Source organism: Mycoplasma putrefaciens KS1, from assembly GCF_000224105.1.
GTDB lineage: Bacteria > Bacillota_I > Bacilli_A > Mycoplasmatales > Mycoplasmataceae > Mycoplasma > Mycoplasma putrefaciens.
This window is the reverse complement of record NC_015946.1, coordinates 636,047-649,337: the sequence shown is the minus strand read 5'-3', so window position 1 is coordinate 649,337 and position 13,291 is coordinate 636,047. Positions and strand designations below refer to the sequence as shown.

Here is a 13,291-nt window from a genome sequence, read left to right as displayed (position 1 = left end):
TGCGCGATAAGCATAATTAAGATGTGTGAGTTTTTCACATAATTAGGATGGTACCGCGGTTTTTCGCTCCTAGTAAAACTAGGAGCTTTTTTATTTTTAGGAGGTAAAACAATGAAAATTAGACTATTAGATGGTTCTGTTAAAGAGTTTGCTAGTCCGTTATCAGTAAAACAAATAGCAGAAACTATTTTTAAAACTTCTTTTCAAAAAGTTGTTGGTGCAAAACTTGATGATAAGTTAGTAGATTTAGACTTTATTGTTAGTAGCGATGCTAATTTAGAACTAATCACTTCTGATAGCAAAGATTATCAACTAATTTTAAATTCAACAGCAGCATTCATTACAGCATATACTATTAAGCAATTAAAACCAAACTCACAAATTGCTGAAATTTTTTATAATGCTGATGAATTAGAATTTAGCTTAACTTTTGCTTTAGAACCAAGAATGCTTTTAGAAGAACTAAAAGCACTACAAGCAAAAATTAATGAAATTTTAAAATCAGATTTAGTAATTAAATCTCAGCAAGTTAGCTTAGAACAAGCTGAAAAACTATTAGCAAATAATCAATACCAATTACATTTAGCTAAAATGATTTTTGAAAAAGATAACCAAGTACAACTATATTCAATTAATGACTTTGTAATGGTTTTAGAAAATGCGATTTTACTAGACTTTAAACAAATTAAAGAAATTGAAGTTCAACAACTAACTGGATCATACTGATTAAATGATGCAAATAATTTAATGCTACAAAGAGTTCACGGACTAAGTGCACTTTCAACTAAAGAACTAAACACTAAAAAAGCTTTGTTAGAAGATCGTCGTAGTCATGATCATAGAACAATTAATAAAACATTAAAAGTTTTTGGTTTTGATCAACTAGTTGGAGCTGGATTACCTTTATGATTACCAAACGGATTTATTATTAAAAGTGAAATCGAAAAATATCTACGTCAAAAAGAGTGAGAATATGATTATATTCAAGTTGAAACTCCACCAATTGGATCAGTAGAATTATACAAAACTAGTGGTCATTGAGATCATTATGGTGAAGATATGTTTCAACCATTTAACGGGGGTAAGGGAAGTGGAGAACAATTTATTTTAAGACCAATGAACTGTCCACACCATATTGCTGTTTATAAACAAGAACAAAGAAGTTATCGTGATTTACCTTTAAGAATTTGTGAACATGCAATTCAACACCGTTTTGAATCAAGTGGTTCACTAACTGGACTTGAAAGAGTTAGAGGAATGAAACTAACTGACTCACACATTTTTGTGCGTGCTGATCAAATCGAACAAGAATTTAGATCAACTTATAAATTAATCAAAGAAGTATTAGAAACATTTAATATTAAAATTGATTATCTAAGTTTAAGCTTAAGAGATCCTAATGATAAGATTAAGTACTTTCAAAATGATCAAATGTGAAACAATGCTGAAGCAGCACTACAAAAAGTGTTAGACGATTTAGGATTAGAATATAAAAAATGTATTGGTGAAGCTGCTTTTTATGGTCCTAAATTAGACATTCAAATTAAAACTGCTCAAAATCACGAAATCACTGTTTCAACTATTCAACTAGACTTTTTAATGCCAATGAAATTTAACTTATCATATATTGATAAAGACCAACAATTGGTACGTCCGATTATGATTCATCGTGGTTTAATTGGTACTTATGAAAGATTTATAGCTACTTTATTAGAACAAACTAAAGGAGTATTACCTTTATGATTAGCACCACGTCAAGTTGAAATTATTCCAGTAAGTCAAGATAATCAAGTCTATGCTAAACAGATTTATCAAATGTTAAAAAAAGAATTTATTAGATCTCATATCGATTTGAGAGACGAACGACTAAGTTATAAGATACGTGATGCTCAAACTAATAAAATTCCTTACCAACTAGTTTTAGGAAATGATGAAACTGACCAACAAACAATTACTTATCGTAAGTATGGAAGTGATCAACAAATCACTATGCCAGTTCAAGAATTTATTGAACTATTAAAAAAAGAAATCACTTTAAAAAAGGCAGTTTTATAGATTGTTAACAACTCTTTTAAATTATAAAAGAGTTTTTTTATTAGTGATTTTAGTACTTAATAACTTGTCAATTTGTTTTAGTTAGCTTTTAGATTGTTAGTTAGTCTAACTAGTTCTAGATTTAGTGAAATTAAAATAATTGTTATACTAAATATGTAAATTAAAATTCTTAATCTATTTAGAAAGGTATAAACAAGATGAAAAAAATAATCTCATTACTAGGTATTTCAATACTAGTTTTCTCACCAATAGCTATAACTAAATTAGTAGTTGATAATAAAATAAATAATATTTTTACTTTCAATTCTAAAACAAATACTCAAACTTCAGATCAAGTAAAAAAACAAGAAATTAAGCAATTAGATTCTATAATCACCCAAAAGATGTTGGGCGATATTCTTAATACAACTAAAGAAGATGTAATTACAGCTATTAATAGAAAAAATTCTGCTGCTAATATTGATGTAGACACTAAAGATTTAGAAGTTGTATTTGATACAAAAGAAAAAGATAAAAAAGCTAAAATTAAAGCAATTACTAAAAGTACTAAATATAGTGGTGAAATTGAAGTTTCGTTTGCAAAAAATCCTAATGCTAAGTTTAAACTAGATGAGTTAATTATTGTTAAAGATGCAAAGCATATCAAAGCTAAATCTACTTCAGATGAAGACATCATAAAAGCTGTAAGTCAAGCTAATAAAAACACAACAACTCCTTTAAATCTTAAAGAGTTAGACTTAACTTTTATAACAACTAGAACACCTGATCAAAAAGAAAATTACAAAGTTACAATTAAACCTAAACCCAATGCTAAACACTATCAAAATGGTGCAGTTGAAGTAGCAATAACTATTGATTCATCATTACCAAATAGAACAACTATTATCATTGCTGCAACTATTTCATCAATTGCGTTATTAGGTGGAGCAACACTACTAATTATTAATAAACAAAAAGTAAATAATCATAGTTCAAGAACTAAAAAACCAAGTAAAAATTAGCATTACTTGGTCTTTTATTTTATATACTTAAACTGCGCTATAAAAATAATTATAAGACTTTCAAAAAGTATTTAAAATAATTTTACTGAGATATTTAAACAGGTGTTAACTTTATCAAATTTATTCACACAGAAATATTTTTGGTGAGTTAGAATATATAATAAGAATGATTAATAATTATTGATTAATTATTTTTATTAAAAATACTCACATTTTAACTAAAAGAAAGGACTTTTTTCATGAAAGTTATTGTATTAGGAACTAATCATGCTGGTACTACAGCAGTTAGAACTTTAAAAAGAATAGATCCTACTTGTGAAGTTACTACATACGATAAAAATGATGCGATTTCATTTTTAGGATGTGGTATTGCTTTATGAGTAAAAGGTGAAGTAAAAGAACCAGATAAATTATTTTATGCTTCACCAGAAATTTTAAAAAGTGAAGGAATTAACGTGTTTATGAATCACGATGTTTTATCAGTTGATGATAAGACAAAAACAGTTACTGTTAAAGATTTACAAACAGGTGAAACAAAAACTGATAACTATGACAAATTAATCATTGCTACAGGAACTTGACCATTAATCCCACCAATCCCAGGAATTGATTTAGAAGGTGTGCAAATTTGTAAAAACTATCATCATGCTAAAAAAATTCTAGAACACAATTTAGATAAAAATTACAAAAAAATTGCTGTGGTAGGTGCTGGATATATTGGAGTTGAATTAGTTGAAGCATTCAACGAATTCGGAAAAGACGTTACTTTAATTGACGTTGCTGACAGAATTATGCCAGTTTATTATGACAAAGAATTTACTGACTTAATGCAAGAAAGAATGACTAAAGCTGGGGTTAAATTAGTTTTAGGATCAAAAGTTACTGAATTCAAAGGTGAAAACGGAAAAGTTACTCAAGTTATTACTGACAAGGGTGCAATTGATGTTGATTATGTAGTCTTTTCAGTTGGTGTAAGACCACAAACTCAAATTGTTGAAGGAATTTGTGAAATTGGACAAAGAGGTGCAATTGTAACCAACGAATTTATGCAAACATCAAATCCTGATATTTATGCAGTTGGAGATTGTGCTGAAGTATATAACAAAGCTTTAAGTAAAAACGTTCCAATCCAATTAGCAACAACAGCTGTTAGAACTGCTGTAACTGCTGCAACAAACATTATTAGGGGAAATGTTTTAAAATCACCAGGTTATACTGGAGCAAATGGTATTTCAGTATTTGGCTTTCATATGGCAAGCGTTGGAATTAGTGTTGAAGCTGCACAACGCTTAGGAATGGACGTAGAATCAATTAATTTCCATGATTTAGATAGACCTGAATTTATGTCAACAGCTCATGAAGTATGATTTAAAGTTGTTTGAGATAAAAAGACAAGAAAAATTGTTGGAGCTCAAGTAGCAAGTGAAAAGAATCATACAGAAGTAATGTATATGTTAGCTTTAGGAATTCAAAAAGACTTAACAATCGATGAATTACCATTAGTTGATATCTTCTTCTTACCTCACTTTAATAAACCATTCAACTTCATTTCGTTAGCAGGATTAGAAGTTTTAGGTTTAAACTACTTTAAAAAATAATAATTATGATTAATTTATTAATTTCTAATTATCATGATCCAGCTATTAATTTAGCGATCGAAGAATACTTAACATACAATTATGATTCAAAAGATCCGATAGTATTTTTTTGACAAAATGCTAATACGATTGTTGTTGGGCGTAATCAAAATACTTTTGCTGAAATTAACTTAACTGAAGCTTGAAAAGACGGAGTTAAAATTATCAAAAGAAACACCGGTGGAGGAACTGTTTATCAAGATCTAGGTAATGTTTGTTTTTCATTGATTGTTGATAACACAACTGATGATGTAGATTATCAAAAAGCCTTACAACCAATTATTACTTATTTAAACGCTAAAAATATTCATGCACAATTTTCAGGTCGCAATGATATGGTAATTGATGGTTATAAAGTAAGTGGTAACGCCCAATTAAAAACCAATCAAAAAACTCTAGTTCACGGAACATTATTATTTGATGTTGATTTAACTAAAATAGCTAAGTATTTAATTGTTGATCCAGAAAAATTAAAACATCAACAAATTAGATCAAAACCAGCTAGAGTTAGAAATATTAAAAACTTTTTTGATGATTTAAAGATCGATATTGACTTAGAAACATTTATTCAAGATGTTATTGATTCTTATGTTCAAAATGAACAAATCAATTGAATTAAACTAACTGATCAACAAATTAATGCCATTAACAAAGCTAAGTTAGAAAAATACGACCGATGAGAATGAAACTTTGGACGCAATACCCAATTTTCTTTAAACAAAAAGAAGTATTTAGAATCTAAAGGATTTATTCAAATTAGTTTAGATGTTTCAAATGGAGTTATTCAAGATATTAAAATTTATGGAGATTTTTTAGGAACTAAGGGAACTGAAGAATTAGAAAAAAGTTTAATATCAATTAAGTTCAAAAAAGAAGAAATTGAAAAAGTTTTAAATAAATTTGATTTAGAAGAAATCTTTGCTAAGAACTTTACTAGCGATGATTTTACTGGTTTATTATTTGAATAATTTATTACAGAAAGGAAACTAGAAATGAATTATTTAGGAAAATTTGATCCATTAAAAGACGAATGTGTTCGTGTAATGGATAAAGACGGAAAGATCATTAACCCTAAATTAATGCCAAAAATTTCTAATAAAGAAGTTTTAGAAGCATACAAATTAATGAACCTTTCACGTAGACAAGATATTTATCAAAACACAATGCAACGTCAAGGAAGATTATTATCATTTTTATCTTCAACAGGTCAAGAAGCTTGTGAAGTTGCTTATATTAATGCACTAAACAAAAAAACTGATCACTTTATCAGTGGATATCGAAACAATGCTGGATGACTAGCAATGGGTCAAAAAATCAGAAACATTATGTTGTACTGAATTGGTAACGAATTAGGGGGAAGATCACCTGAAGGTGTTAATTCATTACCACCAAACATCATAATTGGTTCTCAATACTCTCAAGCTGCTGGAATGGCATTTGCTGAAAAATACAAAAAAACTGGTGGAGTTGTAGTAACTACTACTGGAGATGGTGGAACTAGTGAAGGTGAAACTTATGAAGCAATGAACTTTGCAAAAATTCATGAAGTTCCAGCAATCTTTGTTTGTGAAAATAACCAATGAGCGATTTCAACTGCTAGAAAAGAACAAACTAAATCATTAAACTTTGCTGTTAAAGCAATCGCAACAGGTATGCCTTCAATTAAAGTTGATGGAAACGATTATTTTGCATGTATTGCTGTGTTTAAAGAAGTTGTTGATTTTGTAAGAAAAGGTAATGGTCCAGTGTTTGTTGAATGTGAAACTTACAGATTAGGAGCACACTCTTCTTCAGATAATCCAGATGTTTATCGTCCAAAAGGTGAATTTGAAGAAATGCAAAAATTTGATCCACTAGTAAGATTGAAAAACTGATTAGTAGAAAACAAATTATGATCAGATAAACAACAAGAAGAATTAAATGCTGAACAAGATAAATTCATTGCAGAAGAATTTGCATGAGTTGAACAAAATAAAAACTATGGATTAGAAGATATTTTCAAATATCAATATGCTGAAATGGATTCATTCTTAAAAGAACAATACGAAGAAGCCAAAGCATTTTTTGAAGCATATCCAGAAGCTGCTAAAGGAGGACACCACTAATGGCTATTGTTAATAATATTAAAGCTGTAACTGATGCGTTAGATTCAGCAATGGAACGTCACAAAAACGTTGTTGTATTTGGAGAAGACGTAGGAACTGAAGGAGGAGTTTTTAGAGCTACTCAAGGGTTACAAGCTAAATATGGAGCAGAACGTTGTTTTAATGCTCCAATCAGTGAAGCAATGTTTGCTGGTGTTGGTTTAGGTATGGCTATGAATGGTATGAAACCAGTTGTAGAATTACAATTTGAAGGTTTAGGATTACCAGCACTACAAAACATTATGGCTAACATTTCAAGAATGAGAAATCGTTCTCGTGGTAAATATACAGCACCAATGGTAATTAGAACACCAATGGGTGGAGGAATTCGTGCTTTAGAACACCACAGTGAAGCTTTAGAAGCTGTTTTTGCTCATACTCCTGGAGTTCAAGTTGTTTGTCCTTCGACTCCATATGATATTAGAGGATTACTATTAGCTGCAATTGAATCACCAGATCCAGTAATCTTTTTAGAACCAACTAAGCTATATAGAGCATTTAAACAAGAAATTCCAGATGATTACTACACTATTCCAATTGGAGAAGGATACAAAATCCAAGAAGGAAACGACATTACAGTTGTAACTTACGGAGCACAAACTGTAGATTGTCAAAAAGCAGTGCAAATGTTAAAAGAATCACATCCTAATGCTACAGTTGATTTAATTGATTTACGTTCAATCAAACCATGAGATAAAAAAATGGTAGTTGAATCAGTTAAAAAAACCGGAAGACTACTAGTTGTTCATGAAGCCGTTAAATCATTTTCAGTGTCTGCTGAAATTATGGCTAGTGTTAATGAAGAATGCTTTGAATACCTAAAAGCACCTTTAGCAAGATGTACAGGTTATGATGTTGTTACACCTTATGATAGAGGAGAAAATTACTTCCAAACTAGCCCTTTAAAAGTTTTAGTAAAAATGAAAGAGCTTTTAGACTATAAATTCTAGAAAGAAAGGTAGAAATATATGTATCAAGTTAAATTTGCTGATATCGGTGAAGGTTTAACAGAAGGAACAGTTGCAGAAGTTTTAGTCAAAATTGGAGATACTGTCAAAGCAGGTCAAGCTCTTTATTTTGTTGAAACTGATAAAGTTAACAGTGAAATTCCAGCTCCAATTGATGGAAAGATTGCTAAAATTAATATTTCTGCAGGTCAAGAAATTAAAGTTGGTGATATTGTGATGGAAATTGATGATGGAAGCGGTGCTGCAGTTGCAGCTACACCTAAAGCTGAACAATCTAAAGCTGAAACAAAAGTTGAGCAAATCGAAGAAAACGCTAGTGTAGTTGGAGCAACTCCTGTTTCAAACGAACTAATTACAAGAAATGTACAATCAGTATCAACAACAAATAAGCAAATTAAAGCAACTCCTTTGGCCAGAAAAGTAGCTGCTGATTTAAAAGTTGATTTGTCATCACTAACAGGTACAGGACCAAACGGTAGAATTCTAGTAGCTGATGTTAAAAATGCCCAAGCCGCATCAGTTCAAACTGCAAGTCAAACACCAGCTTCTGAACCAAGTCAAGCCGCTGTTTCAATGCCTCAAATCATAGATGTTAACGCACCATTATCATGAGACACTATTAACATGAATGGAATCAGAAAAGCAACAGTTAAAGCAATGGTTAAATCTCATACTGAAATTGCTGCATTTACTGGTATGAAAAACGTTGATATTACTGCAACTCATAAAATGAGATCAGAATTAAAAGATCATGCCGCAAGTTCTGGAATTAAACTAACTTATTTAGCATTTATTATTAAAGCTTGTGCTAAGGCTTTGCGTGATATGCCAAATATTAATGCGCGAGGAGATTTTGCAAACAACAAAATCCAATACATGCATAACATCAATATTGGTATTGCTGTTGATACTACTCAAGGGCTAATGGTTCCAGTAATTAAAGGTGCTGATAGATTAAGCTTATTTGAAATTGCAATTAAAATTACTGAACTAGCTAATAAAGCAAAAGACGGAAAATTATCAATGAAAGAAATGACTGAAGCAACCTTTACAGTTTCAAACTTTGGTTCAGTCGGATTAGATTATGCCACTCCAATTATTAACTCACCTGAATCTGCAATTTTAGGAGTTGGAACAATGACTCAAACTCCAATGTATGTAAATGGTGAAGTTCAACCAAGATTTATTATGCCATTTTCTATGACTTGTGATCACAGAATTATTGATGGTGCTGATGCTGGAAGGTTCTTAATTAAAGTTCAAGAATACCTAGCAAAACCAATTTTATTATTTACTTAAAAAGTTATAGAAAGGAATAATAAATAGAATGTATCAAGTTAAATTTGCTGATATCGGTGAAGGTTTAACAGAAGGAACAGTTGCAGAAGTTTTAGTCAAAATTGGAGATACTGTCAAAGCAGGTCAAGCTCTTTATTTTGTTGAAACTGATAAAGTTAACAGTGAAATTCCAGCTCCAATTGATGGAAAGATTGCTAAAATTAATATTTCTGCAGGTCAAGAAATTAAAGTTGGTGAAGTTGTGATGGAAATTGATGATGGAAGTAGTGCTGCAGTTGCAGCTGAACCAAAAAAAGCTGAAGTAAAAGAAGAAGAAAATGCTAGTGTAGTTGGAGCAACTCCTGTTTCAAATGATCTATTACCAAGTCGTGGTCCAGTAAAAGTTAAGCCAGAAGCTGCTAAACCAGCAGATCTTAAGATTGAAGCATCATTTGATGTAGCAGTGATTGGAGCTGGAATTGGTGGATATGTTTCAGCTATTAAGTGTGCTCAATTAGGATTAAAAACTTTAATTGTAGAAAAAGAATATTATGGTGGAGTTTGTTTAAACGTGGGATGTATTCCTACAAAAACTTTACTAAGAACTAGTCATGTATATCATGATATTTTACACAAAGCTAAAGAATTAGGTATTGTAGTTCCTAATACTGAAAAAGTTGTCATTGACTGAGCTCAAGCACTTGAAAGAAAAAACGGAGTTGTTAAAAAATTAACTGGTGGGGTTAAATACCTACTAGATAAAAATAAAGTTACTCAAATTATTGGATCAGCTACTGCAGTTGATAAAAACACTATTAGTGTTAATGGTAAGTACTATCATGCTGATAATCTAATTATTGCAACTGGATCAGTTCCTAATCATTTACCTTTGCCAGGATTTGATAAAGCAAGAAAAGATGGTATTGTTGTTGATTCAACAGGGATTTTGTCAATTCCTAAAATTCCTAAATCACTAGTTGTAATTGGTGGAGGAGTGATTGGGATTGAATTTGGGTGCTTATTTGCCAGTCTAGGAACTAAAGTTACAGTACTCCAAGCATTGCCAACAGTTTTAGAAATGTTAGATCAAGATGTGATCGATACAATGACTAAAGAATTGAAAAACACTTTTAAAATGGATGTTATCACTAATGCTAATGTTAAAGAATTTAAAAATGGTGCAGTTGTTTATGAAATTGATGGTAAACAACAATCGGTTAAAGGTGAGTTTGTTTTAGAATCAGTTGGACGTAAAACAACTTTACAAGGATTTGAAAATCTTGGTTTAGAATTAACACCACGTAATGGTGTGGTAGTTAACCAATATCAAGAAACTAACGTTAGCGGAGTGTATGCTGTAGGTGATGTGATTGGTAAAGCGATGTTAGCACAATCTGCAGTTAAAGCAGCAATTGTTGCAGCTAACCGTGTTGCTAAAAAAGCTAATAAAGCACATGCTGAAGATCTTGTAATGGACTTTGATAAAGTTCCATCATGTATCTATACACACCCAGAAGTAGCAATGATTGGAAAAACTGAACAACAAGTTAAAGCTGAAAAATTAGATTATAAGACATTTAAATTCCCATTCGTAGCAATCGGAAAAGCTCTAGCTGATGATGATACAACCGGATTTGTCAAAATCATTGTTGAACCTAAATACAAAACTATTCTAGGAGCTCACATTATTGGAAATAGAGCTACTGAAATGATTTCAGAAATTACTGCAGTAATTGAATGTGAAGGAACAATTACTGAAATTGCTAACACAATTCACCCACACCCAACTATGAGTGAAGCGATTGGTGAAGTTGCTGAAGCTTTAGAAACAGGAAAACCAATTCATTTCTAGAAAATATTTGGAGAGAAAAAAATGTACTCAATTCAAGATATTAAAGATAAATTATCTGCAAAAGCAGATAAAAAAAGTATTGTTTTTCCTGAAGGAGAAGCAAGCATAATCCAAAATGTTGCAAAAACCTTAGTTGCTGAAAAACTAGCAAAACCAGTTTTGCTTTTTAAACAAACAAAAGATATTCCAAGTGATTTAAAAGATCATAAAGAGATTAGAGTTATTGCCCTTGACCAGTTAGATACAACTAAGTTAGAAGAAAAATTTGTTGAGATTAGAAAAGGTAAAGCAACAGCTGAAGTTGCTAAGCAAATGATGCAACTTCCCAACTATGTTGGTGCAATGCTTGTGAAGTTAAATGATGCTGATTGTATGTTATCAGGACTAAATAACACAACAGCAGATACTATCAGACCAGCATTACAAATTATTGGAACTAAACCAGGATATAGTATTGCAAGTAGTGTGTTTATTATGTCTAAAGATGATCAAAACTACATTTTTACTGATTGTGCTTTAAACATTAAACCAACTAGTGAACAACTAGCAGATATGACTGATATGGCAGCAGATTTTGCAAAAACTTTAAATGTTTCAAATGTTGAAGCTGCTTTATTAAGTTATTCAACTAATGGTTCAGGAAAAGGTGAAGATGTTGACAGAGTTCGTCAAGCTGTTGAAATTTTAAAAAACAAGCAAAAAGATTATTTAGCTGATGGTGAAATTCAATTTGATGCTGCGTTTGACAAAACAGTTAGAGATAAAAAATTCTCAAATTCTGTATTAACAAAACAAACACCAGATATCTTTGTCTTTCCTGACATTAATGCTGGAAATATTGGTTATAAAATTGCTCAAAGAATGGGTGGATTTGAAGCGATTGGTCCATTTGTTTTAGGATTAAACCAACCAGTCAATGATTTAAGTCGTGGAGCAACTTTAGTTGATGTTTTAAATACAGCTATTATGACTTTACACTTATCATAACAAAGGAGTAGCGAGATGATTCTTGTAGTTAACTCAGGAAGTAGTTCAATTAAATTTAAGTTATTTGATATTAAAAATGAACCAGTAGCTATTTTAGATGGTTTAGCTGAAAGAATTGGTATTGATAATGGAAGATTAAAATTTGAACATCATGAGCAAAAATATCTTTATGAAACCGAATTAAAAGATCACGAATCAACAATTCAATTAATTTTAGATAAACTAATTGAACTAAAGATTATTGCAAATGTTGAAGAAATTACTGCTGTAGGATTTAGAGTAGTTCATGGCGGAAAAATTTCTAAATCATCAGTTATTGATCAAAACCTTTTAGAACAAATTAGAAAAAATGTTAAATTAGCTCCATTACATAATCCAGGAGCAATCGTAGCTATTGAAGCAGTTTCTAAACTAATGCCTAAAGCTAAACTAGTAGCTTGTTTTGACACAGCATTTCACCAAACAATGCCAGAGATAAACTATTTATATACTACTCCATACAAGTGATATGAAAAACATAATGTTAGAAAATATGGTTTTCATGGTATTAGTTATCAATACATAACTTCAAAATGTGAAAATATTTTTAATAAAAAATCTGAAAATCTAAACTTAATTATTTGTCATTTAGGAAACGGAGCAAGTATTTGTTGTGTTAAAAATGGTCAATCATATGACACATCAATGGGACTAACTCCTTTATCAGGCTTGATGATGGGAACCCGTAGTGGTGATATTGATCCATCAATTATTGAGTATATGGCTAAAGAACTAAATACTGATGTTTTTGAAATTACTAAAGCTTTGAATAAAGAATCAGGATTATTAGGAATGAGCACTATTTCAGCTGATATGAGAGATGTTGAACAAGCATATCAAAATCATGATCCTAAAGCTATTGTTGCCATTGAAAAATACACTCAAACAGTTGCTGATTTTATTGTTAAATATGCTAATTACTTAGATGATATTGATGGGATTGTCTTTACTGCTGGAGTTGGAGAAAACGGAAGTCTGATTAGAGATCTAATCATTCAAAAAGTTAAGTTATTAAAAGTTGAATTAGATCAAGCTAAAAATCAAACTAAATATGATGATTTTAACTTAATTTCAACAAACAATTCTCAACTACCAGTTTATGCGATTAGAACAAATGAAGAAAAAATGATTTGTTTAGATACTTTAAATTTAACAAAATAATAAGATAAAATGATCCTAAATTTTGGGATCATTTTTACACTTAACAACTATTAAAATTAGATTAAATTAGTTTATTAGCTAATTTAATAACAAGTGCTATTATTAGCGCTTTTTTAATTTAAAACTATATAGTTAATAAGCTAATTGTTATAAAATGATGATCGATAGC

The 13,291-nt window shown here is 30.4% G+C and carries 10 protein-coding genes; all 10 read left to right on the top strand.

What is annotated here, in order from left to right; translation table 4 throughout:
* Positions 1–111 precede the first annotated feature (111 nt).
* Positions 112–2,055 (top strand): threonine--tRNA ligase, encoded by a 1,944-nt coding sequence (gene thrS, locus MPUT_RS02770; protein WP_014035273.1) that lies wholly within the window; start codon positions 112–114, stop codon positions 2,053–2,055.
* A 197-nt stretch (positions 2,056–2,252) separates the two neighbouring features.
* A complete protein-coding gene (locus MPUT_RS02765; RefSeq protein WP_014035272.1) occupies positions 2,253–3,056 on the top strand; it encodes a hypothetical protein in 804 nt (267 codons plus the stop codon).
* A 239-nt stretch (positions 3,057–3,295) separates the two neighbouring features.
* Entirely contained in the window at positions 3,296–4,654 is a 1,359-nt protein-coding gene (locus tag MPUT_RS02760; protein WP_014035271.1) for an FAD-dependent oxidoreductase, read from the top strand.
* A gap of 5 nt (positions 4,655–4,659) precedes the next feature.
* Positions 4,660–5,661, top strand: a complete 1,002-nt coding sequence (locus MPUT_RS02755; RefSeq protein WP_014035270.1) for a lipoate--protein ligase — start codon at positions 4,660–4,662, stop codon at positions 5,659–5,661.
* Positions 5,662–5,685: 24 nt separating this feature from the next.
* Positions 5,686–6,798 carry a pyruvate dehydrogenase (acetyl-transferring) E1 component subunit alpha gene (gene pdhA, locus MPUT_RS02750; RefSeq protein WP_014035269.1) on the top strand — a complete coding sequence of 371 codons (1,113 nt, stop codon included), beginning with the start codon at positions 5,686–5,688 and terminating at the stop codon, positions 6,796–6,798.
* A complete protein-coding gene (locus tag MPUT_RS02745) occupies positions 6,798–7,787 on the top strand; it encodes an alpha-ketoacid dehydrogenase subunit beta (RefSeq protein ID WP_014035268.1) in 990 nt (329 codons plus the stop codon). The genes pdhA and MPUT_RS02745 overlap by 1 nt, the downstream gene beginning before the upstream one ends.
* Before the next feature lie 18 nt (positions 7,788–7,805).
* On the top strand, positions 7,806–9,104 hold the full coding sequence (locus tag MPUT_RS02740) for a dihydrolipoamide acetyltransferase family protein (RefSeq protein WP_014035267.1): 1,299 nt from the start codon (positions 7,806–7,808) through the stop codon (positions 9,102–9,104).
* Positions 9,105–9,132: 28 nt separating this feature from the next.
* The gene (gene lpdA, locus MPUT_RS02735) at positions 9,133–10,935 is read left to right on the top strand and encodes a dihydrolipoyl dehydrogenase (protein ID WP_014035266.1); all 1,803 of its coding nucleotides are present in this window, start codon (positions 9,133–9,135) and stop codon (positions 10,933–10,935) included.
* Positions 10,936–10,956: 21 nt separating this feature from the next.
* Positions 10,957–11,922 carry a phosphate acetyltransferase gene (pta, locus tag MPUT_RS02730; protein ID WP_014035265.1) on the top strand — a complete coding sequence of 322 codons (966 nt, stop codon included), beginning with the start codon at positions 10,957–10,959 and terminating at the stop codon, positions 11,920–11,922.
* A 15-nt stretch (positions 11,923–11,937) separates the two neighbouring features.
* Entirely contained in the window at positions 11,938–13,122 is a 1,185-nt protein-coding gene (locus tag MPUT_RS02725; RefSeq protein ID WP_014035264.1) for an acetate kinase, read from the top strand.
* Positions 13,123–13,291 lie beyond the last annotated feature (169 nt).